The organism is Novosphingobium sp. CECT 9465 (genome assembly GCF_920987055.1).
GTDB lineage: Bacteria > Pseudomonadota > Alphaproteobacteria > Sphingomonadales > Sphingomonadaceae > Novosphingobium.
Map to the genome: position 1 here is coordinate 728,079 of NZ_CAKLBX010000001.1, position 25,157 is coordinate 753,235.

25 protein-coding genes are annotated in these 25,157 nt (G+C 63.0%); 14 read left to right on the top strand and 11 right to left on the bottom strand.

Translation table 11 applies throughout. The features are described 5' to 3' along the window. The first annotated feature begins 4 nt into the window (after positions 1-4). Both lysA and LUA85_RS03550 read left to right on the top strand, forming a co-directional pair. A complete protein-coding gene (gene lysA, locus LUA85_RS03545) occupies positions 5-1,264 on the top strand; it encodes a diaminopimelate decarboxylase (RefSeq protein ID WP_231466967.1) in 1,260 nt (419 codons plus the stop codon). Between the two features lie 112 nt (positions 1,265-1,376). Then, positions 1,377-2,156 (top strand): bifunctional precorrin-2 dehydrogenase/sirohydrochlorin ferrochelatase, encoded by a 780-nt coding sequence (locus LUA85_RS03550; protein WP_231466969.1) that lies wholly within the window; start codon positions 1,377-1,379, stop codon positions 2,154-2,156. A 60-nt stretch (positions 2,157-2,216) separates the two neighbouring features. Here the strand turns inward: LUA85_RS03550 and LUA85_RS03555 are convergent, their stop codons facing one another. The 3 genes from LUA85_RS03555 to LUA85_RS03565 all read right to left on the bottom strand — a co-directional run bounded on the left by LUA85_RS03555 (position 2,217) and on the right by LUA85_RS03565 (position 5,241). After that, positions 2,217-3,125: an SDR family NAD(P)-dependent oxidoreductase gene (locus LUA85_RS03555; RefSeq protein ID WP_231466971.1), complete on the bottom strand. Its 909-nt coding sequence runs from the start codon at positions 3,123-3,125 to the stop codon at positions 2,217-2,219. Between the two features lie 49 nt (positions 3,126-3,174). After that, entirely contained in the window at positions 3,175-4,275 is a 1,101-nt protein-coding gene (locus tag LUA85_RS03560) for a branched-chain amino acid aminotransferase (RefSeq protein ID WP_231466973.1), read from the bottom strand. A gap of 417 nt (positions 4,276-4,692) precedes the next feature. Next, a complete protein-coding gene (locus tag LUA85_RS03565; protein WP_231466974.1) occupies positions 4,693-5,241 on the bottom strand; it encodes a hypothetical protein in 549 nt (182 codons plus the stop codon). Between LUA85_RS03565 and LUA85_RS03570 the strand changes: the two genes are divergently transcribed. The 4 genes from LUA85_RS03570 (at position 5,240) to LUA85_RS03585 (ending at position 7,373) form a co-directional block, all read left to right on the top strand. Then, a complete protein-coding gene (locus tag LUA85_RS03570; RefSeq protein ID WP_371823641.1) occupies positions 5,240-6,022 on the top strand; it encodes a TlyA family RNA methyltransferase in 783 nt (260 codons plus the stop codon). The two genes, LUA85_RS03565 and LUA85_RS03570, sit on opposite strands and share 2 nt — an antisense overlap. A 121-nt stretch (positions 6,023-6,143) precedes the next feature. After that, positions 6,144-6,698 (top strand): TspO/MBR family protein, encoded by a 555-nt coding sequence (locus LUA85_RS03575; protein ID WP_231466978.1) that lies wholly within the window; start codon positions 6,144-6,146, stop codon positions 6,696-6,698. A gap of 64 nt (positions 6,699-6,762) precedes the next feature. After that, a complete protein-coding gene (locus LUA85_RS03580; protein ID WP_231466980.1) occupies positions 6,763-7,026 on the top strand; it encodes an accessory factor UbiK family protein in 264 nt (87 codons plus the stop codon). Between the two features lie 77 nt (positions 7,027-7,103). Further along, positions 7,104-7,373, top strand: a complete 270-nt coding sequence (locus tag LUA85_RS03585; protein ID WP_231466982.1) for a hypothetical protein — start codon at positions 7,104-7,106, stop codon at positions 7,371-7,373. A 40-nt stretch (positions 7,374-7,413) separates the two neighbouring features. Here the strand turns inward: LUA85_RS03585 and LUA85_RS03590 are convergent, their stop codons facing one another. Further along, positions 7,414-7,581 carry a hypothetical protein gene (locus LUA85_RS03590; RefSeq protein ID WP_231466483.1) on the bottom strand — a complete coding sequence of 56 codons (168 nt, stop codon included), beginning with the start codon at positions 7,579-7,581 and terminating at the stop codon, positions 7,414-7,416. 55 nt (positions 7,582-7,636) lie between these two features. Here LUA85_RS03590 and LUA85_RS03595 point away from each other — a divergent pair. Further along, positions 7,637-8,403, top strand: a protein-coding gene (locus LUA85_RS03595) for an IS5 family transposase (protein WP_231466484.1) whose coding sequence is annotated in 2 segments (ribosomal slippage) — positions 7,637-7,949 and positions 7,949-8,403 — 768 coding nt in all. Because the reading frame shifts where the segments join, the coding sequence is not laid out codon by codon here. A 253-nt stretch (positions 8,404-8,656) separates the two neighbouring features. Here LUA85_RS03595 and LUA85_RS03600 read toward each other — a convergent pair. Beyond that, entirely contained in the window at positions 8,657-10,012 is a 1,356-nt protein-coding gene (locus LUA85_RS03600; RefSeq protein ID WP_231466984.1) for a PAS domain S-box protein, read from the bottom strand. 80 nt (positions 10,013-10,092) lie between these two features. After that, complete coding sequence (locus tag LUA85_RS03605) at positions 10,093-11,301, bottom strand: PLP-dependent aspartate aminotransferase family protein (RefSeq protein ID WP_231466985.1); 1,209 nt, start codon at positions 11,299-11,301, stop codon at positions 10,093-10,095. An 83-nt stretch (positions 11,302-11,384) separates the two neighbouring features. Here LUA85_RS03605 and LUA85_RS03610 point away from each other — a divergent pair, with 83 nt between their 5' ends. Beyond that, entirely contained in the window at positions 11,385-12,704 is a 1,320-nt protein-coding gene (locus LUA85_RS03610) for a phospholipid carrier-dependent glycosyltransferase (RefSeq protein ID WP_231466987.1), read from the top strand. Position 12,705: 1 nt separating this feature from the next. Here LUA85_RS03610 and LUA85_RS03615 read toward each other — a convergent pair whose 3' ends face one another. Genes LUA85_RS03615 through LUA85_RS03625 form a run of 3 tightly spaced genes read right to left on the bottom strand, consistent with a single transcriptional unit; the run spans position 12,706 to position 15,524 of the window. Further along, a complete protein-coding gene (locus tag LUA85_RS03615) occupies positions 12,706-13,830 on the bottom strand; it encodes a glycosyltransferase family 2 protein (protein WP_231466989.1) in 1,125 nt (374 codons plus the stop codon). Between the two features lie 12 nt (positions 13,831-13,842). Continuing rightward, complete coding sequence (gene leuB, locus LUA85_RS03620; RefSeq protein WP_231466991.1) at positions 13,843-14,901, bottom strand: 3-isopropylmalate dehydrogenase; 1,059 nt, start codon at positions 14,899-14,901, stop codon at positions 13,843-13,845. 11 nt (positions 14,902-14,912) lie between these two features. After that, on the bottom strand, positions 14,913-15,524 hold the full coding sequence (locus LUA85_RS03625) for a DNA repair protein RecO (protein WP_231466993.1): 612 nt from the start codon (positions 15,522-15,524) through the stop codon (positions 14,913-14,915). A 103-nt stretch (positions 15,525-15,627) separates the two neighbouring features. On the opposite strand from LUA85_RS03625, the gene apaG reads away from it, so the two are divergent. The 3 genes from apaG to LUA85_RS03640 all read left to right on the top strand — a co-directional run bounded on the left by apaG (position 15,628) and on the right by LUA85_RS03640 (position 18,887). Then, entirely contained in the window at positions 15,628-16,026 is a 399-nt protein-coding gene (gene apaG, locus LUA85_RS03630; protein ID WP_231466995.1) for a Co2+/Mg2+ efflux protein ApaG, read from the top strand. Positions 16,027-16,038: 12 nt separating this feature from the next. Further along, entirely contained in the window at positions 16,039-16,836 is a 798-nt protein-coding gene (locus tag LUA85_RS03635; RefSeq protein ID WP_231466997.1) for a LysR family transcriptional regulator, read from the top strand. Between the two features lie 68 nt (positions 16,837-16,904). Continuing rightward, positions 16,905-18,887: a bifunctional diguanylate cyclase/phosphodiesterase gene (locus tag LUA85_RS03640; RefSeq protein WP_231466999.1), complete on the top strand. Its 1,983-nt coding sequence runs from the start codon at positions 16,905-16,907 to the stop codon at positions 18,885-18,887. Between the two features lie 4 nt (positions 18,888-18,891). Here LUA85_RS03640 and LUA85_RS03645 read toward each other — a convergent pair whose 3' ends face one another. After that, the gene (locus LUA85_RS03645; RefSeq protein WP_231467001.1) at positions 18,892-20,118 is read right to left on the bottom strand and encodes a multidrug effflux MFS transporter; all 1,227 of its coding nucleotides are present in this window, start codon (positions 20,116-20,118) and stop codon (positions 18,892-18,894) included. A 116-nt stretch (positions 20,119-20,234) separates the two neighbouring features. On the opposite strand from LUA85_RS03645, the gene dinB reads away from it, so the two are divergent. Continuing rightward, entirely contained in the window at positions 20,235-21,383 is a 1,149-nt protein-coding gene (gene dinB, locus LUA85_RS03650; RefSeq protein WP_231471757.1) for a DNA polymerase IV, read from the top strand. Here the strand turns inward: dinB and LUA85_RS03655 are convergent. Beyond that, positions 21,362-21,847: an NUDIX domain-containing protein gene (locus tag LUA85_RS03655; protein WP_231467003.1), complete on the bottom strand. Its 486-nt coding sequence runs from the start codon at positions 21,845-21,847 to the stop codon at positions 21,362-21,364. The two genes, dinB and LUA85_RS03655, sit on opposite strands and share 22 nt — an antisense overlap. 187 nt (positions 21,848-22,034) lie before the next feature. Between LUA85_RS03655 and LUA85_RS03660 the strand changes: the two genes are divergently transcribed. Together LUA85_RS03660 and gspD are read left to right on the top strand one after the other, a co-directional pair. Further along, entirely contained in the window at positions 22,035-22,871 is an 837-nt protein-coding gene (locus tag LUA85_RS03660) for a type II secretion system protein N (RefSeq protein ID WP_231467005.1), read from the top strand. Continuing rightward, the gene (gspD, locus tag LUA85_RS03665; protein ID WP_231467007.1) at positions 22,868-25,114 is read left to right on the top strand and encodes a type II secretion system secretin GspD; all 2,247 of its coding nucleotides are present in this window, start codon (positions 22,868-22,870) and stop codon (positions 25,112-25,114) included. The genes LUA85_RS03660 and gspD overlap by 4 nt, the downstream gene beginning before the upstream one ends. Positions 25,115-25,157 lie beyond the last annotated feature (43 nt).

Consider the following 25,157-nt stretch of genomic DNA (forward strand, 5'->3'; position numbering starts at 1 on the left):
TCCGATGGACCATTTTGATCTGAACGCCGGCGTCCTGCATGCCGAAGACGTGCCTTTGCCCGCGATTGCCGCTGCAGTGGGCACCCCCGTCTATGTCTATTCGCGCGCCACGCTCACCCGCCATGCGCGCGTATTCCGTGATGCGCTGGGCATCCTGCCCGCCGTGAAGATCGCCTTCGCGGTCAAGTCCAACCCCAATTTGTCGGTGCTGAAGGTGCTGGCGGCCGAGGGATATGGCGCAGATGTCGTCTCCGGCGGCGAAATGGAACGCGCGCTGGCCGCAGGCATGAAGCCCGATGGCATCGTGTTTTCAGGCGTCGGCAAGACAGAAGCCGAAATGCGCCGGGGGATCGAAGCCGGGATCGGCCAGTTCAACCTCGAAAGCGAAGAAGAAGGGCTGGAACTGGCCGAAATCGCCGCTTCGATGGGTAAGGTCGCCTCGGCTGCGCTGCGGGTAAACCCCGATGTCGATGCAGGCACCCACGGCAAGATTTCCACCGGCAAGGCAGAAAACAAGTTCGGTGTGCCGTTTGATCGCGCCGCCGCCATCTACGCGCGCCTTGCGCAAACGCCGGGCCTCAACATGCGCGGGCTGGCACTGCACATCGGCAGCCAGTTGTCCTCGCTCGATCCGCTCGAAGCCGCGTTCATCAAGGTTGGTGGGCTGATGCAGACGATCCGCGCGGGCGGCCACGCGGTAACGCATATGGACCTCGGCGGCGGCGTGGGCGTGCCCTACAAGGCGGGCGAAGTGTTCCCGCAACCCGCCGAATATGCCGCGATGGTAGCCAAAGTCACCGCCGATTGGGGCGTCACGCTGATGTTCGAACCGGGCCGCGTGATCACCGGCAACACCGGCGTGCTGGTAACGCAGGTGATCCGCGTGAAGGAAGGTGCGGGCGCTCCCTGGGTCGTCGTCGATGCCGCGATGAACGATCTGGCGCGGCCTGCGCTCTACGATGCCTGGCACGATTTCGTTGCGGTTGAACCGAAGGGCGAGACGTTTGTCGCCAACATCGTCGGCCCGATCTGCGAAAGTTCGGACACCTTCGCGATGGGGCGTACCATCGATACCGTCGCGCGCGGCGATCTGGCGGTGTTCCGCACCGCCGGGGCCTATGGCGCGACGATGGCCAACACCTACAACTCGCGGCCCTTGGTGCCCGAAGTGATGGTCGATGGCGCGCAGTGGGCGGTGGTGGCCGACCGCATCGACCCCGCCACGATCCTTGCGGCAGAGAAACTGCCGGACTGGCTCGCCTGATGCGAGGGCGCACGGGAATGCTTCGACAAGCTCAGCATGAGCGGGTTTGGGAGGGAACGCTCACCCTGTCCCCGCTCGTCCTGAGCCTGTCGAAGGACGCTGGCGCAACCTTATGACCCTCCACAGCCTCCCCCTCTTTCACCGCATCGCGGGCCAGCCGGTCATTCTGCTGGGCGAGGGGGATGCAGCAAAGGCCAAGCAGCGCCTGATCGAACGCGCGGGCGGCAAGATCGTGCGCGACATGGCCGAAGGCATCGACGCGGGCGCGCGCCTCGCCTTCATCGCGCATGACAATCCCGACATGGCGCAAGGCGACGCCATCCGTCTGCGCTGCGCGGGCCTGCTGGTCAACGTGGTCGACCGGTCCGAACTGTGCGATTTCACCACGCCTTCGATCCTTGACCGCGACCCCGTGCTGATTGCGGTGGGCACAGGCGGCGCATCGGCGGGGTTGGCGAAGATCCTGCGGTTGCGGCTTGAGCGTTTGTTGCCGCAAGGACTGGGGGCGCTCACCAAAGCGTTGGAAGATGCCCGTGAAGGCATGCGGGCGCGGTGGGCGTCTGTCGCTGATCGCCGCCGCGCGTTGGATGCCGCGCTGGACGAGAGTGGAGAACTTGACCTGTTCCGTGCTGGCAGTGAGGCGAAGGTCCGCGACTGGCTCACGTCTGGCGCGGAAGGGCAGTCCGGGCGGTTCGAGATCGTGTTGATCTCGAACGACCCCGAAGACCTGACCCTGCGCGCTGCGCGCCTGCTGGGGCAGGCGGATGTAGTGGTGTATGATGCTGGCGTAGCGGCGGAGATTTTGTCGCGCGCGAGGGCCGATGCGGTGCGGGTGCTGGCGGAGGGTGAGGTGCCTGAGGGCGGGATTGTGGTTGTGCTGCGGTTGGGGTGATCTCAGTCCGTCTGTTTACCCCCATCGTCATCCCAGGTCACGTCCGCGACGACGGTGGTGCTACCCCTTCATCGCCGCCTGCAATTGCCCGATAATCACTTGCGCCTGTTCCGGGCCTGAGCGCGGGACGAAATCGTCCGTGCGGTCGGTGATCCTGTTCCAGTGGGCGGCGAAGCCTTCGACGGACTGGTCGTCCGGTGGCAGCAGCACGCCTTTGTTCATCGTCACCCAAGCCGAGTGATAGCCGCCACCGCCCGCGCCGATGATGGCGTTGGTGGGGGCATCTTCGGAGACGAGGAACAGGGCGGCGGGGACGACGGATTCCGGGTTGAACAGCTTGAAGGCTTCTTCGGGGAAGATATCCTCGGTCATCCGCGTGGCGGCGACGGGGGCGAGGGAGTTGACCCTGATGTTGTTTTTCGCGCCTTCGAGGTAGAGCGTCTTGGCGAGGCCTGCGACGCCGAGCTTGGCCGCGCCATAGTTCGCCTGCCCAAAATTGCCGAACAGGCCGGAGGAGGACGCGGTCATCAGGATGCGGCCGTAATTCTGTTCGCGCATCGTGTCCCAGCATGCCTTTGTGGCAAAGGCCGAGCCGATGAGGTGGACGCGCACGACCATTTCAAAGTCGGCGGGGTCCATCTTGGTAAAGCTCTTGTCGCGCAGGATGCCCGCGTTGTTGATCAGCACGTGGACGCCGCCCCAGCGCTCTTTGGCGCGGGCGACCATCTCGGCCATCTGATCGTATTCGCTGACCGAGCCGCCATTGGGCATGGCTTCGCCGCCCATGGCTTCGATTTCCTCGACCACTTTCAGTGCCGCGTCGGAATGCCCGCTGCCATCGCGTGACGCGCCAAGGTCATTGACCACGACCTTCGCGCCGCGCTTTGCCAGTTCCAGCGCATAGGCACGGCCCAACCCGCCGCCAGCGCCGGTGACAATCGCCACGCGGCCTTCGAAGGAAATGCTCATGTCCGGTCACTCCATTCGTATGCCGCGGCGCTTTAGCATAAATGCGAAGTCAGGCGATGCGCTTTACCCAGCCATGCGTGTCGGCAATCTCGCCGCGCTGGATGCCGACGAGTTTGCTGCGCAGTTTCTGCGTCAACTGACCGGGGCCGCCCGAACCGATGGTGAATTCGCCCGCGTGGCTGGCAACCTTGCCGACCGGGGTGACCACCGCCGCCGTACCGCAGGCGAACGTCTCGATCAGCTTGCCCGAAGCGGCATCGGCCTGCCACTGGTCAAGGCTGTAGCGTCCCTCGCGCACGGTCAGCCCTTCTTCGGTCGCCAGCGTGAGCAGGCTGGACCGGGTAATGCCGGGCAGGATCGTGCCGGTGAGTTCCGGGGTCAGGATCGATCCGTCCTCGAACACGAAGAACAGGTTCATGCCGCCCAGTTCCTCAACCCACTTGTGTTCGGCGGCATCGAGAAACAGCACCTGATCGTGCCCGCGCGCAAAGGCTTCGGCGGTGGGCACAAGGCTGGCCGCATAATTGCCGCCGCATTTGGCAGCGCCCGTGCCGCCGGGCGCCGCGCGGGTATAATCGCTGACCCAGATCGAAACCGCAGGCGCGCCCGATTTGAAGTAGTTTCCGGCCGGGCTGGCGATGACGAGAAACTTGTATTCCTTGGCCGGGCGCACACCAAGGAACGCTTCGCTGGCGAACATGAAGGGGCGCAGATACAGCGACCCGCCTTCGACGTTGGGGAACCAGTCCTTGTCGGTCAGCACCTGTTGCCGCACCGCTTCCACGAACAGCGCTTCGGGCAGTTCGGGCATGGCAAGGCGGCGGGCCGATGCGTTGAAGCGTTCGGCGTTCGCTTCCGGGCGGAACAGCGAAATGCCGTCGTCTGCCAGGCGATAGGCTTTCAGCCCTTCGAAGATTTCCTGCGCATAGTGCAGAACCGCTGCTGCCGGATCGAGTGGAATCGGGCCATAAGGCACGATTCGCGCGCTGTGCCAGCCTTTGCCCTCGGTATAGTCGATCTCGACCATGTGATCGGTAAACGCACGACCGAAGCCCGGATCGGCCAGCACGGCATCGCGCACATCGGCAGCCGTGGGGGCCGGGTGCGCCGTACGGGCGAAAGTCAGGCTGGGATCGGCGGTCGTCGCCATGGCAAATCGGTCCTTGCGCTAGATTCAAAAAAGCGCGGTTGAACGATTATTGCGCAGATGGCAAGTGTTATGTAATAAATGTGAAGGGCCGCGCCGGTCAGTCCGGGCGGCCCTTCGCATGGTCAGCGGCCGGAAGTGCCGCCCACAAAGCCTCTATCGCTTAATCGAAACTCAGCGATAATGCCTCGCAAGGGACTGTACCGACCTCTGTGCTGAACCATGAGACATCGGATCACCTCCTTTCGCGCTGTTGAGCCATTGCGCCACCCTTCCGAGTGACTGAGCCGCAGGATCGAACTCCTTCGGCCTTGACATCAATGTGATTCATTCTGTGGCGAACAACAAGACTTGCATTGATTTTTTTTGGCGTCAGTATCTTTGCTTCGCAGTTGCACAGTAGCTTTATAGGGCGCGCTGTCAGCGACGGCGGCAATCCTCGATTACCCGGCCCACTTCCGCCCATGCAGGCAGGTACAGCGTGGGCAAGCCGTTCACTTCCACGGCAAACCGTCCCCGGCTGAACGCCATGGCGTCCAGCACGGCGTCCTGCGCGCGGACGGTTGCGGCCAGCTGGGTTTGGCTGGCTGGTTCGGCGGACAGTGCGCGGATTTCGCTGGTGGTGGCAATCGACATCGGCAGCGAAACGGATGATGTCCCGGTGCGAATCAAAGACACGGTGCCAGAAGCGCGATTGCAGGCCAGCGCGAACAATGTGGCCGTGCTTGATCCATATCGCGCAACGCCGCCTTCGTTGCGCTGTTCGTAACGCCAGTCTCCCGGTGTCTGCGGTGCATCGCGCCAGTCCTTGAATGCGGCTGCGGGCGGTGGGGGAGGGGCTGGCGCAGGCCGCTGTGCAACCGGCGGCGGAGGCGGCGGGACGACCTGCGGAGACGAGCAGGCGGCGACCAGCACGAAGGCTGTGCCGGAAAAAGCCCTGGCAATGGCGGATGCGCGATTGATTTTCATGGCAAGGTTATGGAAGGAACTCGCCGTGACCTCAACCCACACCCCAAAATCGAAAATTCGCGTCGATCAGCTGCTGGTCGAGCGCGGCCTTGCCGAAAGTCGCGCCCGCGCGCAGGCGCTGATCCTTGCGGGGCTGGTGTTCCTGGGCGAAACGAAGATCGCCAAGGCGGGGCAGGCGGTTGCCGCAGACGCCGTGCTGGAGGTGCGCGGGCGCGACCACCCGTGGGTTTCGCGCGGCGGGATCAAGCTGGCCCATGCGATCGAGGTGTTCGGGCTGGATCCTGCGGGCGTGATTGCGATGGATATTGGCAGTTCGACCGGCGGCTTTACCGACGTTCTGCTCCAGAACGGTGCAATTCACGTCTTTGCGGTCGATTCGGGTACGAACCAGTTGGCGTGGAAGCTGCGCCAGGACGATCGCGTGACCGTGTATGAACAGACCAGCGCCCGTGTGCTGACGCCGGGGCATATCGATCGGCCCGCGACGTGGGTGGTGTGCGATGCAAGCTTTATTGCCTTGCGCAAGGTGCTGGAAGTGCCGCTCGCGCTGGCCACGCGGCCGACGCGCCTGGTCGCGCTGATAAAGCCGCAATTCGAAGTGGGGCGCGGCGAAGTGGGCAAGGGCGGCGTGGTGCGCGATCCGGCCTTGCACGAACGCGTCTGCGTGGACGTGCGGGAATGGCTGGAAGGCGATGGCTGGCAGGTGCAGGGCGTGGTGCCCAGTCCGATCACCGGTCCCGAAGGCAATGTGGAATTCCTGATTTCGGCATCGCGAAGCTGACTTATCCACGGCTTCTGTCTCCACACGGGATTGCATAAGGTTCAAGTCCCGATTGCGCACTTGCGCGTGGCCCGTCAGTATCGGGATCGAATCGCGCTGCGTCGCATTGCCAACGGGTGACATGAACTACCTTGCTTCTCCCGGCCAGTTACGGGCCAGTCTTCTGCGCTGGTCGCTGTTCACAGTGCCTCTCCTGCTCGTGCTTGGTTTCTTTTCAGGACAGGCTGCTGGAAGCGGTCCGGGAAATCCGTGGTTCGATGATCTGGTGAAGCCCGCCATATATCCGCCACCGCTTGCGTTCCCGATCGTCTGGTCGCTGCTTTACGCAATGATGGGCGTTTCGCTTGCGATGATTCTTTCAGCGCGAGGCGCGGGCGGTCGCGTGTTGGCGGTTGCTGCATTCGTGGCGCAGCTTGTTCTCAATCTTTCGTGGTCACCGGTATTTTTCGCCATGCACCAGATCACCGGGGCTTTCTGGATCGCCGTCGCGATGGCGGTGATGGTCCTGATAACGCTGGTGCTGTTCTGGCGCATCCGCCCGGTCGCGGGCATGCTGTTGCTGCCCTATCTCGCCTGGGTCTGCTTTGCCAGTGTCCTGACGTTCGAGATCGGTCGCCTCAACCCTGAAGCTGATGGCGCGTTCGGTTCGTCAAGTGCGGTCCGTGTAGAGATTTGACCCTTGCAGGCAGGCGACGGGCCGCCCACATAGCAGGCCAGTACGCTCCAGACAGGAACCTGCAATGCAAAGCGAAAACCCGATGATCGCCGACTTCGTCAAGCTGCTCAACAGCGCCGCCGGAACGATCGCGGGCATGGGCCGCGAAGCGAGCGAGACTGCGCGCGAAAAGGCCAAGGAAGTGTTCGGCGGCCTCGATTTCGTCAGTCGTGAGGAATTTGACGCGGTAAAGGATCTGGCCTCTGCCGCGCGTGAGGAGGTTGAAACCCTCAAGGCGCGTATCGCGGCGTTGGAGGCGGCTGCCGCCCAATCGAACAGCCAGGCCTGATTGAAGGGAACCGGCTTGCTCCCTCGCGGATTGAACCTGGCAAAAGGTGTCTTTCCGGCACCGTCAGGGATCAATCCGTGTTCACACAGCTCAACCCCACCATTCCGCTCCATGTGCTCGGCAAAGGCGATGGCTATGCCATTGGCATGATCGATTACGGGCAGGAGCATAACCTGATCTGGGTTACCGCGCTTGATGAATCCGGCGAAATCTGGTGTGCGCCCAATCACAAGGTACGTCTCGGCAAAAACTGGACCATGGGCCGCGCGGAAAACCGGCTTATCGCCGAAGACAAGCGTGCCGCCACGCAAGTTGCCGAAAATGTTACCGATATCGGCCGCGCGTGAGCAAGCATCTGGCTCGCTACCTAACTAGGCCGTGAACCCATTAACGCGACGGTGTCTGAGCCTTCTTGATCTGTCGCACCGCCCAGATGACAATCGGAATTGTCAGAATCAGGAACACGATAAGTCGGGTGTTCCACTGCTCACCGCTGAAGAATGCGATCAAGGCAGCGGCAAAGAAGAATAGCGTCCAAGACATCCAGGGCTTCATAGGGTTCATCGTAACACGCCTTTCCTTGTTGAGCGAAAGCTGATTCAGGGACTGGATGAGCCGATATGACCTGACCGATTTCGAGTGGCGTGTGATCGAACCAATGTTGCCCAACAAGCCTAGAGGCGTGCCACGTGTCGATGACCGGCGTGTGCTGAATGGCATCTTCTGGGTGCTGCGGTCAGGGGCGCCGTGGCGAGACTTGCCGGAACGCTATGGCCCGCGCACAACCTGCTACAATCGCTTCGTGCGATGGCGAAAAGCCGGTGTGTGGGATCGAATGATGGACGCCATCACCGCCGCCCATGATGGCGATATCCAGATGATCGACAGCACTTCCATCCGGGCGCACCAACAGGCTGCGACGGCAAAAAGGGGGATCGAGATCATTGTCTCGGTCGCTCCCGAGGCGGGCTCACCACCAAAATCCACGCGGTCGTCGATGGGCAAGGCCTCCCGATCCGGCTCAGCCTGACTGCCGGGCAAAGCCACGACGGGCAAGCGGCTGACGATCTACTCAATCACGTTGGCGCCGGAACAATCGTGCTGGCAGACAAGGCGTATGACGCCGATCGTATCCGAGCGTCTCTCCGCGAAAAGGGATCGTTTGCCAACATTCCGCCCAAGGCAAACCGGAAGTCGAAACCGTACTTCAGCACATGGCTGTACCGCGAGCGGAACCTGATCGAACGCTATTTCTCCAAATTGAAGCACTTCCGCAGAGTAGCTACCCGCTACGACAAGTTGGCCGAAAACTTTCTGGCCATGGTCCAACTCGCCTCAATGCGCCTGTGGCTGCGCGTTTATGAGTCTACGGCCTAGGCCGTAAACTCATAAACCACACCGTCGAGGCGTCGAAATGACAAACATATCGGGCCAAGGCGCCCGCTGGGAGGGCTGGTTGCCCTTCCAAGGGCGGCTTGGTTCGAGATGGAAGTCATTTCGACGTCCTTCGGATTTGACCAAAACGGCCCATCGCTTCGTCGGGCAGACTTGAAATATCGACATATTCCTGCGCCTGCCCTCCTTGCGCTAAGCCGTTTTGCCTCAAACCTCGACGGTGTGGTTTATGAGTTTACGGCCTAGCACCCTCACTTGCCAGCGCCTTCGCTGTCTCGATCGCGCAGGCCAGCCGCCAGCGCAATCCGGCCGCCGCAAAATCAAGGGTTACATCTGCCTGCAAGCTGCGCGCCGGGATGTGCCGGATCAGCGTTGTGCCAAAACCATTGCTGTCGGGCGATATCACCACGGGGCCGTGGCATTCCTGCCAGTCTACGACAAACTGCCCATCGTCCGTCTCGTCCCACGATAGCACAACCTGTCCGCCCGGCACACTGAGCGCGCCATATTTGATCGCGTTGGTCGTCAATTCATGCAGCGCCATCCCGATAACCTCGGCCGCCCGCGGGCTGAGCGGCACCGATGCGCCCCTTGTGATGACCTGTGTCCGGCTGTCCTGCCCCAATATGGCCAGTTGCGCTGCGGCGAGTTCGTCCATCATAATTCTGGACCACCCACGCCGGATCAGCAGATCCTGATTGGCCGACAGGCTGGCAAGGCGGCTTTCGAACCGGCGCAGGAAATCGGGATCGCATCCACCGGAACGGCGGGCCAGCGCCTGCACCACCGACAGCATGTTCTTCGATCGGTGATTGACCTCCATCAGCAGTACCCGGATCTGCTCTTCCTTTTCGAGCATATCGGTCACGTCGGTATTGGTGCCGAACCAGTAGAGGATTTCCCCGCCATCGTCGCGAATCGGCTTGGCGCGGGAAAGGAACCAGCGCCATTCGCCATCGTGCCGACGCAACGGGAAGGTATCGTCCCATTCGCTTCCCGCAGCGATCGAAGCGGCGAAATGATCGCGAACCCGCGTGACATGATCGGGATGATGGACCTTGTCCCACCCCCATCCGTCGGTCGATCCTTCAGGTACGCCGGTGTAATCGTACCAGCGCTGGTTGTACCACCAGATGGCACCGGTGCTATCGGCCACCCACGCCAGTTGCGATATGTTGTCGGCCAGCATGCGGAAGCGCATCTCGCTTTCGCGCAAGGCGCGTTGCGCCTGTTCGCGCGCGGTTATGTCGCGCGCGATCTTGCTGGCGCCCACGATCTTTCCGCTCTTGTCGGCGATCGGGGATACGGTGATCGATACGGCAATCTGCACACCGTCCTTGCGACAGCGTAGGGTGTCGAAGCTCTTCACACGCTCGCCCCGCGCGATGCGGCCGATGATGTCGTCTTCTTCGGCCAGTCGATCCACCGGGATCAGCCGCCTGATATTCTGCCCGACCATTTCAGCTTCGGTGAACCCGAAAATACGGGTGGCAGCCGGATTCCAGCTGAGCACTGTTCCGCTCAGGTCCTTGCTGATGATCGCATCATCGGAAGACTGGATAATGGCAGATAGATGCGCTTCGGCCAGCAATGCTACTTGCTCCCCTGCGACCCCACCCCGCTTGATCTTTAGGGGAAGTCAGCCGGGATGCAAGCGGGTTCGATCGCGCCTTACAGCCCGGCCTTGCGCAGCGCCCGATCGAGATCCTCGATCAGGTCATCGGGATCTTCAAGGCCCACGTTCAGCCGCAGCATGCCTTCGCCAACGCCCATGTCGGCGCGGGTTTCGGGGCCGACGCCGTAATGGGTGGTCGATGCCGGGTGGCACATCAGGCTGCGCGAATCGCCGATGTTGTTCGAAATGTCGATCAGTTCCAGCGCGTCGAGCAGGGCGTGGGCCTGCGTCAGGCCACCATCGAGGTGGAATGAAAAGATCGTCCCGCCGGCCTTCATCTGCTTCCTGGCAAGTTCGTATTGCGGATGGCTGGGCAAGTGCGGATAGAGCAGACGCGGCACCCGTCCTTCCACAAAACTGGCAACCTTCAATGCATTCTCGCTCTGGCGATGAATGCGCAGGTCCAGCGTTTCCAGCCCCTTCAGCACGACCCACGCGTTGAACGCCGCGATATTCGGCCCGGTGTTGCGCTGAAATGGCAGCAGGACATTGTTGATCCAGTCAGCCGAACCGCAAACCGCGCCTGCCATCACGCGCCCTTGTCCGTCCATCATCTTGGTGGCGGAATAGGCAACCACGTCCGCGCCGAAATCCATCGGGCGTTGCAGCGCGGATGTGGCAAACGCGTTGTCCACCACGGTGGTGATGCCATGGCGCTTCGCCAGTGTGCAGACGAACTCCAGATCTACCACGTCCATCGTCGGGTTGGCCGGGCTTTCGAAGAAGAAAACCTTGGTGTTGGGCCGGATCGCCGCTTCCCACGCGGCATTGTCCGAAGCATCGATGGTGGTGCCGGTGATGCCGAAGCGCGGCAGCAGGTTGTCGATCAGCCAGCGGCACGATCCGAACGCAGCCTTGGCGGCCACCACGTGATCGCCTGCGGAAAGCTGGCACAGCAGCGCGGTGGTCATCGCGGCCATGCCCGTTGCCTGTGTACGACACGCTTCTGCGCCTTCCATCAGGGCGATGCGTTCTTCCAGCATCTGCACCGTGGGGTTCTGCAGGCGCGAATAGGTCATGCCCTCGGCCTCACCGGCAAAGCGCGCGGCCACGGTCGCAGCATCGTCGTAGGCAAAGCCCGATGTCAGGAACAGCGCTTCGGAGGTCTCGCCCATTTCCGACCGCCACGTCCCGCCACGGATGGCTTGCGTTGCGGGGCGCCAATTGCGGGTGATCGAGCGGTCCTGGCCGGTAGTGCGTTTCATGGCCCCTGCCTTAGTTTCCCGACGGTTTACACGCAAGCGGCGGGATTGCGCTGATTGTGCCCCCGTCCTATTCGTCCACGGGCATGACCGCGACCACGCTTCACCGTATCGACCCCGCGCGCAGCATTCGACGCGACCCCGCCATATGGTGCGCCGCGATTGCGACAGCGTTCTTCGTTCTCGTACTTTACCGGCTGGGCATTCCGTCCCAGCCGATGTTCGATGAAATTCATTACCTGCCCGCCGCCCGCCGGTTGATAGACCTGACAGCACGGCTCAATCCCGAACATCCGCTGGTGGGCAAGCAACTGATCGCATGGTCGATGCAGGCAATCGGGGATACCCCGTTCGGCTGGCGCTTTCCCTTCGCGGTGCTGGGCAGCCTTGGCCTGTGGGCGATGATGCGGGCGATCTGGTGGGCCAGTCTTTCGCGTACCGCGACGATCCTGTTCGGGCTGCTGCTGGCAACCGACTTCATCTGGTTCATGATGTCGCGCATCGCGCTGCTCGACATGGCGATGGGCGGGTTCATGGCGCTGGCGGTGTGGCAATGGGCGCTGGCGTGGCGCAATCCTATGGGCAACACCTGCAGGGCCAGGCTGCATCTGGCGCTGACCGGGGTGTTCCTCGGCCTCTCGCTGGGTGCCAAGTGGAACGGTGCGCTGCTGGTGCCGCTGCCAGGGCTGCTGTTCGCGCTGAACCGGTGGGAGGCGCTCAAAGGCCGCCGCACAGGGGTGCTCTGGGCTTCTTCCAATACGGGACCGGTGCCGGGTGTATCGCTGATCGAAGCGGCGGTCTGGCTGGGCGCGGTGCCGCTCGCGGTCTATTTCGCCACGTTCCTCCCGGCATTCTTCTACGAGGTCGATCCGCTCGCCTTGCGCAACCTGATCCACTGGCAGGAATACATGCTGCAGTTGCAGGACAGCGTGAAGAAGCCGCACACCTACATGAGCCAGTGGTGGCAATGGATGGCCAACATCCGCCCGATCTGGTTCCTCTATGAAAATATCGACGGCGCGCAGCGCGGTGTGCTGATGCTGGGCAATCCGTTCACCATGCTGGCGGGTCTGCCCGCGCTGGCGTTCTGCCTGTGGGATGGCGTGAAGGGTGACCGGCTGCGGCTGCTGGTCGTCGCGGCCTACGCGCTGCTCGTCGGCTTCTGGGCGATCAACGGCAAGCCAGTGCAGTTCTACTACCACTACATGCTCGCCAGTTGCTTCCTGATGGCCGCGCTGGCGCTAATTCTGGCGGAATGGTGGGACCTCGGCCTGCGCTGGCCCGCCAAGGTCACGCTAGTCCTCGCCTTCGGCATGATGATCGGCTTCTTCCCGATCATCTCCGCAGGCAAGCTGCCCGCGAAGAACTCGTATCTCGACTACACCTGGCTCGATAGCTGGAAGTAGATCAGTACTTGCCCCAGACGAAGCGTGACGACAGCGCGAAATTCCAGACCGAACCGAGCACGATGCCCACGGTGACCGCAACCACCGCGTGGAAGCCGATAGTCTTGAGCACGGCGGCCGAGCCGATGTTGGTCAGCAGACCCAGCGAGCAGGTGAGCGCGAATTGTGCCCAGCCGCGCATGACCGGGCCGAAGCCGCGCAGGCGCTTGTCGGAATAGGTGAGTTCGTTGTTCAGCACGAAGTTGAAGGTCATCGCGATGATCGCGGCCAGCGTGTTTGCGGTGTTGAACGTCGCGCTTTCCGACCAGTTGCCATAGACGAAGCGTTCGCCCGCGATCAGTTTGAGCAGCACCCACAGCGCGCCAAGCTGCACCGCCACGCCCATCGCGCCGACCGTGCCGAACAGCGCAAAACGCGTCGGGATGATGCGGCCGAGCCACTTGTCATAGAGACCCACAAGGAATTCGAACACGACGGTCTGGTCCAGTTTGCTTTCGCCTTCGGCGCGGGCCGCGAAGTGCAGGGGGAATTCCTTGACCTTCAGCGGACGATCCACCGTCGCCAGGATGTCGAGCAGGATCTTGAAGCCCACCCCGGAAAGCCGATGTGCGTCGGCGCGCAGCGTTTCGGCGCGGATCAAGAAATAACCGCTCATAGGATCGGTCAGTTCAACGCCCGTCACCTTGTTGGCGATGCGGTTGGCAAGGCCCGATGCCTTGACCCGGTCTGGCCGCCCCCATGCCTCGGTGCTGGCCCCTTCGGCAAAGCGCGAGGCATAAGCCAGATCATAATCGCCGCTTTGAACCGCGTCGAGCATTTGCGGCAGCAATGCAGGATCGTGCTGCTGGTCGGCGTCCATCACTGCCACGATGGGGGCAGCGGTGGCGCACATGCCCTCGATTGCGGCGGAGGCAAGACCGCGCCGCCCGATCCGTTCGATCACGCGGATGCGCGGGTCTTCGAGCGCAATCCGGCGCGCCTCGTCGGCGGTGCCGTCCGGGCTGTTGTCGTCAACAAAGATCGCTTCCCACGCCACGCCTTGAAGCGCAGCGTCGAGACGCGCGACCATTGGCGCGATATTGGCCCGTTCGCGATAGGTCGGAAGGATGACGGCGAGTTGTAGCATGCGCAGCGGGCTTTAGAGCCTTGCAAGCACCGCGTCACCAACTTCCGCAGTGCCCGCCGTTCCGCCAAGGTCACGCCCCATCACACCGTCGGCCAAAGTCGTTGCCACGGCGGCCTCGATCCGCGCGGCCTGCGCTGAAAGACCCAGCGAATGGCGAAGCAGCATCGCGGCGGAAAGGATCGTCGCCATGGGGTTGGCAAGGCCTTGCCCGGCAATGTCCGGCGCAGAGCCATGGATCGGCTCATACAGGCCGAACGTGCCATGGCTGGTCTCGCGCTCGCCCAGCGAAGCCGAAGCGAGCAGCCCGATCGACCCCACGCACATCGAGGCCTGATCCGAAAGAATGTCACCGAAAAGGTTTCCGGTCAGCACCACGTCGAACTTGCCGGGGGCGCGGACGAGTTGCATCGCGGCGTTATCGACATACATGTGTTCGAGCGCGACCTCAGGATATTCGCGGGCAACTTCGATGACCACGTCACGCCACAACTGGCTGGTTTCCAGCACATTGGCCTTGTCTACCGAGCACAGCCGCTTGTTGCGGCCCATCGCGGTGCGAAAAGCCACATGGGCGATTCGGCGCACTTCGCTCTCGCTATAGGACATCACGTCATAGCCTTCGCGGTCGCCATTGGCGGCGGTGCGGAAACCCTTTTCGCCAAAGTACACATCGCCGTTCAACTCGCGCACGATCACCATGTCGATCGCGCCCGCCACTTCCGGGCGCAACGCGGAATGGCCTTCGAGACCTGCAAACACCTTGGCCGGGCGCAAGTTGGCGAACAGCGTCAATTCCTTGCGCAGTCCCAGGATCGCCTGTTCGGGGCGCAGATGCCGTTCCAGCGAATCGCAATCGGGATCGCCCACGGCACCAAACAGGATGGCATCGGATGCGCGCGCGATTTCCAGCGTATCGGCGGGCAGGGGGTGGCCGTAAGCCTTGTAGGCCGCGCCGCCAACGGGTGCCTGCTTCATCTCGATGTCGCCGATTCCCAGCGCCTCGATCACGCGCACGGCTTCGTGCGTCACTTCTGGACCGATGCCATCGCCGGGCAGAACCGCAATCTTCATCAGGAAACCCCTTAACCCGTCTCGTTCATGCGCTTCAGCCGATCCAGCAGAATCGCGCGCGCTCCCATAACATCGCCGGCCCGTTCGGCAAGAAGCCGGTTGCCGATGGCCTTGCCCTGTCGTTCCAGCCGGGCGAGCAGATCCTGCCACTCCTCGTGGGGCGGCGGGGCTGGCGTGGCGCCATAGCCGATCTCGCGCAGCAGCAGCACTTCATACCCCGCCAGCACCCGCGCCCAGCCGCGCGCCGATGGCGCGTGGCAGATCGCATCGAGCAGCGCGCCGAGGCCCTGATACAATGGCGGGTAGGAATGGCCTTCGGGCAACGTTGCCGCTGTCAGCGCGCAAGCCCAGCCGATGCCCGCGCTCGGCAGCGGTTCGGAAAGCCAGGGTCCCCGGCTTGTCACCAGTTCGAGTCGCGCCGAGGGCAACTGAGTCGCTGTCCGCGCCCGCACTTCCACCGCCAGCAGATTGCCCGGAATCAGCAGCGGGCGCAGTTCCCGCCCGCGCGCTCCGGCAACGTAAGCGGCAGCAAGGCCATGCTCGGCGGTCAACAGGCGCACGATCGCGCCATGTTCGCCATGAGGCCGGGATGCACAAAGTATGGCGGGTGCACGTATCAACATTTGTTAAGGTCTTGCCTCTGCGCGATTGTGACCGTTGGGACAATGCTGGAAAAGTTGCATAACGGCGTTGGAACGCAGGCCAATGTGCGTTAGTTTGAAGAGCATGAAGCAGCTCTTTCAGCATGCCGCAATCACGGACGGGGTGACAGTTCGCGTCGCCGTGAACTTCCTGCCCGAACAATCACGGGTCGAAGCGGGCAAATGGTTCTGGGTCTATCACATCCGTATCGAGAATGACGCCGACCAGCCCGTGCAGCTGATCTCGCGGCACTGGCGCATTACGGATGGGCGTGGCCTTGTCAATTTCGTGGATGGCGAAGGCGTTGTCGGCGAACAGCCTGTGCTGCGGCCCGGCCACAGCCACGATTATGTTTCGGGCTGCCCGCTTGGTACGCATCACGGCAGCATGGAAGGGCACTACACCATGCAGCGTGCTGATGGCGCGCTGTTCGATGTGGCCATACCGTTCTTTCCGCTGGCGGCCCCGGCTCCTGCAAACTAACAAGCAGCGGCCATGAAACGGACGCACCTTCCCCTCAACGGCCTGCGCGTGCTCGATGCTGCCGCGCGCCATCTTTCGTTTACCCGCGCGGCCGATGAACTGGCGGTCACCCCGGCAGCGGTTGGCCAGCAGATCCGTGCGCTCGAAGACCTGCTCGGTGTCGTCCTGTTCCGCCGCACGTCGAAGGGTCTGGAACTTACGGACGAGGCGCTGTCCGGTCTCGATGCCATCCGCGAAGGCTTCCTGCGCTTCGAAGAGGGTGTGCAGGCAATTCAGGCCGGGCAATCGAGCCACGTCTATACGATCGCCTGCCCGCGCGATTTCTTCGCGGCGTGGCTTTCGCCCCGGTTGGCGGCTTTCCGTGCAGGCAATCCGCAGATGCGCTTCTCACTGGTGGGGGGTGACGCCGATATCGATTTCACCGAAGCGAACCTCGACCTTGCCGTGCGCTGGGCCGAAGGACCGGGCGAACTCGAAGGGGTGGAACTGGGGTCGCCACTGATGGTCACCGTGGCCGCGCCCGATGCGCCTGCCAGCAGCCCGTGGATCGGCTGGCCGGGCGATCCGGCACCCGGTGGCGGCGATGTCGGCTTTTCGGTCGGCGATGCCGGCACCGCAATCAGCGCCGCACGGGCAGGGCTGGGCCGCGCTCACGTGCCGTTTCAGCTCGCCGAAGGTCCGCTGGCATCGGGCCGGATCGTTGCACAGGGAGAGCCGGAGCATTCGCGGCGCGGTTACTGGCTTGTCGCGCCCTTGCCGCAATGGCGACAGAAGAAGGTCAAAGCGCTCGTCGCTGCCCTCCTTTCCTGAAATTTCCCTACTTTTCAATGTGGCAGGCCCTTACGCGGTGTTAACCTGCACCGTTTATGCCTATTGCCATGGGGATTGTTCACCGATTTTCTGCTGTTCTGGCAACGCCGCTGCGTCTGGCGGGCGATGTGCGGCGCGGGATCGGTCGCTGGCAACAGCATGAGGGCGACAGTTTTGCGAGGGCTTATGCAAAGAGCCTCTCTCACCGCCTGCCGCTGCTTTATCTTGTGGTCGTCTTTGATTGCATCCTGATGGCCGAAAGGTTTCGGGATCTGGCGCCGCACTGGTTGACGCTGTTTGTGCCCGTGGCGCTCAGCACATTTGCGTTGTGGCGGGCATGGTACTGGATGCCTTTCAAGGTTGAGGTGCGCCCCCTGATCATCGTTCGCCGCGATCTGAAAATCATGAGCTGGCTGGGCGCGTTCTCGGCCTTTCTATTCGCGCTATGGGCAATGGGGCTCTATGCCTTTGGCGATGAAGCGGGCAAGTCGTTCATTCATTACATCGTTGCCGTCACGCTGTTTTCCGGCGTCCTGAGTCTGGGGCATGCGCCATTGACCGCGCTGCGTATTGCGCTGGCGGTGATTATTCCCACATCGGGCCAGATTTTGTTCAGCAGCCATCCCAATGCCGGACCGGTGCTTCTGGTCCAGATCGTTGTAACGGCGCTGTTGCTGCTTATCACCAATGGGCACCATCGCGATTTCGTGCGGCTCGAACTTTCGCGGCAGCAGCTTGTCCGGCGTGAACAGCAGACCGCGCGTCTTGCGCGGGAAAACATGTTGCAGGCCACGGTCGATCCCTTGACCGGCGCGCTTAACCGCCGTGCCATCCTTGTGCAGCTGGAAGAGGAACTGGCGCAGCGCCACAAGGGGGATTCGGCTGCCTGGCTTGCATTGATCGATCTCGATGGCTTCAAGCACGTCAACGATACTTATGGCCACGCCGCAGGCGATACCGTGCTTGCAGCGGTCGGCGCGCGGCTTGGCGCCGTCGCGCGGGTTCGCAGTTATGGCCGTCTTGGCGGCGATGAATTTGCCGTGATTCTCGATCCGGCGCTTGATGAAGCGGGCGTTCGCCAGCTTGCAATCGACATGTCCGACGCCCTGCGCGCGCCGGTGCTGCATGGCGGAGCCATATTGCGCCTGTCGGGGTCGATCGGGGTTCACCGCGTTGGCGGTCGCAGCGCCAGCGATTGCCTCGAACGGGCAGATGCCGCGCTTTACAAGGCGAAGGAACAATCCGACGGCACGGTTGTGGTGTTCAGCCCGGACGATGAAACCGAAATGCTTCACCGTGCAGCGATCACGCGCCAGTTCAACGATTGCGATCTCGAACAGCGGATCAAGCTTGTCTACCAGCCCATCGTCGATTCCACCGGAGGACAGATCACCGGCTTCGAAGCCTTTGCGCGCTGGAGCCCGGATGGTGAAACGTGGCTGGCACCGGGCCAGTTCATCTCCCTGGCGGTGGCGACCGGGCGCACCGGCGAATTGACGCGCATGGTCTTGCGCCGCGCTTTGTCGGAATGCCGGGCATGGGAGCAGGGGCGCACCCTTTCGATCAATCTTGCCCCGCGCGACGTGATGCGTTCGGGCACGGCCGAAGCGCTTGCCCGGATTGCTGAAGCCGCCGGAGCACCACCCCACGCGATCATCCTCGAAGTGACCGAGCGCGCGCTGATCGACGATCCCCGCCGCGCCGAGGCACAGCTCAAGGCATTCCGGGCACACGGCTTCCGCGTTGCACTCGATGATTTCGGCGCGGGCTGGTCCAGCCTCAGCCAGGTGCACCGCCTTCCGCTAGACATGATCAAGATCGACCAGGCTTTGTCGCGCGCCTTGGCAACCGATCCGGGCGCGCGTACTCTGGTTGCGACCATCGTGTCGCTATCGTGGCAACTGGGCATCGATTGCACGATCGAAGGCGTCGAGGACGAGGCACAGGCGGAAACCGCGCGCGCGCTGGGTGTACGGCTGATGCAGGGGTATCACTTCGGCCGACCGGGACCTGCCGAGCAGGCGATGGCCAGCCTTGCCAGCGCTGCCTGACGGCTCAGTGTTCGATTACCACCGGACGGGGCGTTCCGGGCGGGTGGATGCGGCGGAACAGCTTGCCCTTTTCGCTGAACAGCACGGCCAGCAGACTGAACGATCCGGTCACCAGAAGTCCCAGCGCCAGCGGGTGAGCCGTACCGTCATAAGCCTGCCCGATGACGATGCCGATCAGCGATCCGATGACCGTGCGCAGAAAGGCCTGCATCGAACTTGCCGATCCGGCCGTTCGTTCGAACGGCTGGAGGGAAATCGAACTGAAGTTGGCGCCGATGAAGCCGATCAGGATCAGGTTGGCGATCATCACCGGCATGAATTGCCATAGCGTCTGATCGGGCCAGCTGGAAACCCAGGTCTGCACAGCACTTATCGCGATGAACGCCAGAATCGCCGTATGCGAAACGCGCCGGGCACCAAACCGCTCAACGATTCGCGAATTGAAGAAGTTCGAGACCGCCATCATCAGCGCTGAAAAGCCGAACAGGACGGGAAACAAGGGACCTGCGCCGAAATGTTCGCCGACAAGCTGCTGCGAACAGTTCACATAACCGATCATCGCCCCGAACGTCAGCGCGCTGCCAAGCACATAGCCGATGGAAGAGCGATTCATCGCCGCGCCCACCATATTGATCAGGATAGATTGCGGCCTTATCGGCTGGCGATATTCGGGATGAAGCGTTTCGGGCAGGCGCATTGCCACCCATCCGCCCATCACACAGCCCATCGCCGCCAGAAACACGAATATCCAGCGCCATCCGGCAAATAGCAGCACCACCTGACCGATGCTGGGGGCAAGCATTGGCACCACCATGAAGACGACTGAGATGATCGACATCTGCTTGGCCATCTGATCGCCCGAAAAGCGATCGCGGATGATCGCGGCGGGCAGAACGGCAAGACCGCCGCAGCCGATTGCCTGCAACACACGCATGGCCAGCAGCATGTCGAAGCTGACTGTAATTGCGCAAGCTATCGAAAAAAGGACATAAATGGCGATGCTGCCAAGCAGGATCGGGCGGCGGCCATAACGGTCTGCCAGCGAACCGGGCAGCAGCGAAGCAAAGCCGGATGCCAGCAGGAACGTACCCACGACAAGCTGGCGGCGATTCGGATCGGAAACGGCCAGATCACGCGCCATATCGCCCAGCGCAGGCAGCATTGCATCAACCGCCAGCGCTTGCAGCGCCATCACCAGCGCCATCATCGCGATGGTTTCGCGCTCGCCCATCCTGCGGGGGCGATTCTGGAAATCTGAACTATCGGAAGCCATGCTATCCGTCTGAACCATAACGATCCAGAATCCCACCCTTTATGTTGCGCTGCAATACGGTCTATCGTGTTGCGATGGTCACGTTGCCGGATGAATTCGCCCCAGATGGGGGGCCTGATCGCACGGCCACGGGGCTGCGCAAGATCATCCATGTCGATATGGACGCCTTTTTCGCCAGCGTTGAACAGCGCGACGAACCGTCGCTGCGCGGAAAGCCCCTCGCCGTGGGCGGGTCGTCGGGCCGGGGCGTGGTTGCGGCAGCGAGTTATGAGGCGCGCGTGTTCGGGGTGCGCTCGGCGATGCCTTCGGCACGGGCGGCAAAACTCTGCCCGGACCTGATCTTCCGCAAGCCCCGGTTCGAAGTCTACAAGGCGGTATCGCAGCAGATCCGCGCGATCTTCCTCGATTATACTCCGCATGTGGAGCCGCTCTCGCTCGATGAAGCCTATCTCGATGTGACTGACGATGTGCGCGGGATCGGCTCGGCCAGGCGCATTGCCGAACTGATCCGCCAGCGCATTCGTGCAGAGACCGGGCTGACCGCGAGCGCGGGCGTTTCCTACAACAAGTTTCTCGCCAAGATCGCCAGCGACCAGAACAAGCCCGATGGCCTGTGCGTGATTCGTCCCGGCGAAGGCGCACAGTTCGTCGCCAGCCTGCCGGTCCGCCGCTTCCACGGCATCGGACCGCGCGGAGCCGAAAAGATGGCGGCGTTGGGGATCGAGACCGGCGGCGATTTGCGCGACAGAAGCCTGCCCTTTCTGCGTGAAAACTTCGGATCGCTGGCGGACTACCTCTATCGCGCCGCGCGCGGGATCGACCTGCGGCAGGTCAAGGCAGACCGCCCGCGCAAGTCCGTGGGTGGCGAACGCACGTTCGAACGCGACATCTCATCGGGCAGCGTATTGCGGGAAACGCTGGAACGCATCATCGACATCGTGTGGGAGCGCATCGAACGCAGCGGATCGAGCGGACGAACTGTGACTTTGAAACTGAAATTCAACGATTTCACGCCGCACACCCGCGCAAGGTCGCTCTCGCATCCGGTCAGCGACAAGGCGGAATTTGCTCGACTGGCGCGAGACCTTCTCGATGCGCAACTGCCGCTGCCCAAGCCGATCCGCCTGATGGGGCTGACGCTTTCTGCGCTCGAAGGCGAGGAGCCGGAAACCGCGCCCGAAGCCGCCGCCAGTCCGCCCTCTCAGGCAGAACTGCCCTTCTGAAAGCGGAGCCAGCACTCGATCATGGCTTGCGCTGCCGCGCCAGTCGCATCGGGCAGGGCGTCAGGGTCGAAAAATCGCGCCTCGGCAATCTCACGGCCATCGGCGCGTGGCAGATCGCAGGTGGTGCCCGTCACCAGTTCGATCACATTGGTCCAGCGCCCCCAGTCGAGAGTCAGGGTGTCGAAATGGAGGGCGTGGCGCAACGTGCAGCCGACTTCCTCGGAAAGTTCGCGCTGTGCCCCCTCGACGGGGCTTTCGCCCGCTGCAATACCGCCTCCAGGCACCATCCAGACCCCTTCAAGGTGATAGCTGTGCCGCACCAGCAGGATGTGGCCATCGGCGTTGACAGCGATGACGTTGCAGCCGCGCACGGTCTGGCCGGTCCTTCGCCACCAGAACAGCCGCAGTCCGTGGGCAAGCCGCAAGGCAAGGCGGTGCAGCGGTCCGGGGATCAGGCGAAGCATCGCGCGATCATGGACGCGGGGGCATGACTTGTCATCCGGCGTGTCGCCCGTCACCGCGCAGTCGCAAACCTGTTGTCATACCACCGTAGCAAACGGCTGCTTGAGCAGCGTGAAGGCTTGGTCGAAGCGGGACGTTTGTGAATCGGCACGGGCGGGCTATGCCTGCGGTCTGAAGGGGAATGTGCACGTGGGATTCGGGGTTAAGAGGCTGGCTTTTCCGGGGGTTCGCCCGGCTTTGCCACCGCTGCACGATGTGCTGTGGTGGGCATTGGCCACGCTGATTGCCCTGCTGGGTGCTGCGCTGTTCTGGGCCTTGGTCACGCCGGTTTCACCGCTGGGCAACTGGAAACCCGCCGGAATCCGCGAAATGTCGCCCACCGCCCGCGCTGCCCTGTTCGCCAGCATCGATCCGTTCAACCGTACGGCGCCCGCGGCTGGCGAGGCGCAGCAAGGCGCGGTCACCTCGCTGGCGCTGACCCTGTTCGCCACCCGCGCCACGCCCGGAGGCGGGGGCAGCGCGATCATCGCGGGCAGCGATGGCGTGCAGAACGTCTATCGTACCGGGGCCGAAGTGCAGCCCGGCGTGACGCTTGCGGGCGTGGCGTTCGATCATGTCGAACTGTCGCGCAACGGCGCACGCGAATTGCTTTATCTCGATCAATCCGGCCCTGCACCCGATGCGCAGGGCGTGGTCGCGGCCAATCCCGTGGCGGTTCCGCCCGGCGGCGCAGGCGGGTCAGGCGGCGTCAGCATCGACAGTTTGCGGCGCGGTGTGAACTTCGGTCCCAAGGCCGAAGGCGGCAAGACTGTCGGTCTCGAAGTGCTGTCGTCTGGCGATGGCGCGGCGTTCCGCGCGGCCGGTTTTCAGCCGGGCGACGTGATTACGGCGGTAGACGGCAAGCCGGTAACCGGCCCCGGCGATGCAGCCACACTTTCGGGCGCGCTGCGTCCCGGCGCTTCGATTGCCGTCACCGTCCGGCGCGGTGACCGTCAGCTTCCTCTTGCGATAACATTGGCTCCATGAAACTGCGCATGTTCTCCTGTTCGAAAATACTCTTCGGAGCCGCCGTGCTGGCCCTTGCGACTCCGCAAGCGGCATGGGCGCAATATACGCTCAACGTGCGCGATGCGGATGTGCGGGCATTCGTTGCCGATGCGGCGGAAGTCACTGGGCGCACGTTCATCGTCGATGGCCGGGTGCAGGCCAAGATCAGCGTAGTGTCAGACCGGCCGCTCAGCCGTTCGGAATATTTCGAGGTATTCCTGTCCACGCTGCGCGCCAACGGGCTTGTCGCGGTGCCCACCGGCAATGGCGCGTTCCGCATCCAGCCCGCCGATGGCGCGGCCACCAACCCCACCCGGATCGGCAGCCGCGGCGCGGCGCAAAGCCAGATGGTGACCGAGGTCATTCGCCTCAAGACCATCGATGCGGCGCAAGCGGTGGAAACGCTGCGCCCGCTGATCAGCAAGGAAGGCGCGCTCACCGCGAACAAATCGGGCAATTCGCTGGTCGTGGTCGATTATGTCGACAATTTGCGCCGCATCCGCTCGCTGGTGGCGACGATAGATCGTGACAGCACCACCAGCCAGACGGTGATGCTGGACCATGCCGGCGCGCGCGAAATCGCCACCGCGCTCACGCAACTTGTCCCGGCGGGGGGCGAGGGCGGGCGTTCTCTGGCCACTGTGGTGGCCGTGGACAGCGCCAATGCGGTGCTGATGCGCGGCGATGCCACCACGCTGGCACGCATGGCGGCCATGGCGCGCCAGCTTGACGCCAGGGCCGCGCTGGGCGGTGAAATCAAGGTCGTGTGGCTCGACTATGCGGATTCGGCCGCGCTCGTGCCGGTGCTCGAACGCCTGATCGGCGGGCAGGGTGGGGGCGAGGTCGCCTCGGCCAGCGCGGCGCCGGTTTCATTGGGCGGCGTGGGCGGCAATGCCACTTCCACGGCGGGAACGCAGGGTAGCACCGGGCAGGCAGCAGCCACCGGCGGCACCTCGACCAGCCCGATCGGCGCAACATCGGGCGGTCTTGGCAATGGTCCGATCAAGCTGGCCAACGGGCGCGGCAATGCCACGATCACACGCTATCCCGGCGCCAACGCGATCATCATAGCGGCCCCGGCCGATGAACAGCGGCGGTTGAGCGAATTGATCCGCCAGCTCGACATTCCGCAGGAGCAGGTGCTGGTCGAGGCGATCATCGTCGAGATTTCCAACAGCGTGGCGCGCGAACTGGGTGTGCAGATGCTGTTCGGCGGTGGCGACAAGCCTTTTGCCGTGACCAACTATTCCAATTCATCGCCCAATATCATCGACATTGCGGGCGGATTGCTGGCCGACAACCTCGACCAGACGACGACCGTGATCAATGGCGATACGGTGACGACCACGACCAACAGTACGGCGGGCGACCTGCTGAAGCAGAACGCCGCGTCCAAGATCCTGGCGGCGCGCGGGGCCTATACCGGGTTCCTCACCGATCTTGGCAACAACACCTATCTGGGCGCGCTGATCAACGCGGTGCAGACGGACAAGAATTCGAACATTCTTTCAACGCCGCACATCACCACCAACAACAACGTGCCCGCATCCATCCTGTTCGGGCAGGAAATTCCGGTTTCGACCGGCGAGGCGCTGTCGAGCGGGAACTTCAGCGACACGTTCCGCACGATCCAGCGCCAGAACGTGGGCATCGAACTGGACGTGACGCCGCAGATCAACGCGGGCAACATGATCCGGCTGGATCTGCGGCAGGAAGTCAGCTCGATCGCGGGCACGGTTTCGAGCAAGTCCGACGAGCTGATCATCAACAAGCGAGAAATCAAGACGACCGTGACCGTGGGCGACCGCGAGATCGTGGCGCTGGGCGGTTTGCTGGACGATAACGAGAGTCGCACACTGGAGAAGGTGCCGCTGCTGGGCGATATTCCGGTGATCGGCGAACTGTTCAAATCGCGCGGGCGCAGCCGGGTAAAGACCAACCTGATGGTGTTCATCCGCCCGACGATCCTGCGCAATGCGGCGGATCGGGCGGCGCTGGCCGCGCGGCGCTATGGCGTGGTGCGCGGTGCGCAGGCGGAGTTCGATCCTAAGGTCGAGCCGAGCATCGATGAACTGATCGTGGATTACATGGGCGCCGTGCCACCCGCCGCGCCGCAGGCGCAAGTGGCGGTGGTAACCCCCGGCGATACGCTGATCCGTCCGCGCGCCACGCCCGCGCCGGTGGAGCAGACCGAACTTCCGCCGAGCAACGCGCAGAACTGATCCGATGGACACGGCGCCAGACATCGAGGATTTCGACGAAACG

Excerpts from the sequence above, each read along its gene's own strand:
- LUA85_RS03605 (WP_231466985.1), bottom strand. The coding sequence starts at position 11,301 with ATGAAACGCACTACCGGCCAGGACCGCTCGATCACCCGCAATTGGCGC.
- leuB (WP_231466991.1), bottom strand. The coding sequence starts at position 14,901 with ATGAAGATTGCGGTTCTGCCCGGCGATGGCATCGGTCCAGAAGTGACG.
- LUA85_RS03610 (WP_231466987.1), top strand. The coding sequence starts at position 11,385 with ATGACCGCGACCACGCTTCACCGTATCGACCCCGCGCGCAGCATTCGA.
- LUA85_RS03615 (WP_231466989.1), bottom strand. The coding sequence starts at position 13,830 with ATGCTACAACTCGCCGTCATCCTTCCGACCTATCGCGAACGGGCCAAT.
- LUA85_RS03560 (WP_231466973.1), bottom strand. The coding sequence starts at position 4,275 with ATGGCGACGACCGCCGATCCCAGCCTGACTTTCGCCCGTACGGCGCAC.
- LUA85_RS03570 (WP_371823641.1), top strand. The coding sequence starts at position 5,240 with ATGGCAAGGTTATGGAAGGAACTCGCCGTGACCTCAACCCACACCCCA.
- apaG (WP_231466995.1), top strand. The coding sequence starts at position 15,628 with ATGAAGCAGCTCTTTCAGCATGCCGCAATCACGGACGGGGTGACAGTT.
- LUA85_RS03635 (WP_231466997.1), top strand. The coding sequence starts at position 16,039 with ATGAAACGGACGCACCTTCCCCTCAACGGCCTGCGCGTGCTCGATGCT.
- LUA85_RS03655 (WP_231467003.1), bottom strand. The coding sequence starts at position 21,847 with ATGCTTCGCCTGATCCCCGGACCGCTGCACCGCCTTGCCTTGCGGCTT.
- LUA85_RS03565 (WP_231466974.1), bottom strand. The coding sequence starts at position 5,241 with ATGAAAATCAATCGCGCATCCGCCATTGCCAGGGCTTTTTCCGGCACA.
- LUA85_RS03590 (WP_231466483.1), bottom strand. The coding sequence starts at position 7,581 with ATGAAGCCCTGGATGTCTTGGACGCTATTCTTCTTTGCCGCTGCCTTG.
- LUA85_RS03550 (WP_231466969.1), top strand. The coding sequence starts at position 1,377 with ATGACCCTCCACAGCCTCCCCCTCTTTCACCGCATCGCGGGCCAGCCG.
- LUA85_RS03575 (WP_231466978.1), top strand. The coding sequence starts at position 6,144 with ATGAACTACCTTGCTTCTCCCGGCCAGTTACGGGCCAGTCTTCTGCGC.
- lysA (WP_231466967.1), top strand. The coding sequence starts at position 5 with ATGGACCATTTTGATCTGAACGCCGGCGTCCTGCATGCCGAAGACGTG.
- LUA85_RS03580 (WP_231466980.1), top strand. The coding sequence starts at position 6,763 with ATGCAAAGCGAAAACCCGATGATCGCCGACTTCGTCAAGCTGCTCAAC.
- dinB (WP_231471757.1), top strand. The coding sequence starts at position 20,235 with ATGGTCACGTTGCCGGATGAATTCGCCCCAGATGGGGGGCCTGATCGC.
- LUA85_RS03645 (WP_231467001.1), bottom strand. The coding sequence starts at position 20,118 with ATGGGCGAGCGCGAAACCATCGCGATGATGGCGCTGGTGATGGCGCTG.
- LUA85_RS03625 (WP_231466993.1), bottom strand. The coding sequence starts at position 15,524 with ATGTTGATACGTGCACCCGCCATACTTTGTGCATCCCGGCCTCATGGC.
- LUA85_RS03640 (WP_231466999.1), top strand. The coding sequence starts at position 16,905 with ATGGGGATTGTTCACCGATTTTCTGCTGTTCTGGCAACGCCGCTGCGT.
- gspD (WP_231467007.1), top strand. The coding sequence starts at position 22,868 with ATGAAACTGCGCATGTTCTCCTGTTCGAAAATACTCTTCGGAGCCGCC.
- LUA85_RS03555 (WP_231466971.1), bottom strand. The coding sequence starts at position 3,125 with ATGAGCATTTCCTTCGAAGGCCGCGTGGCGATTGTCACCGGCGCTGGC.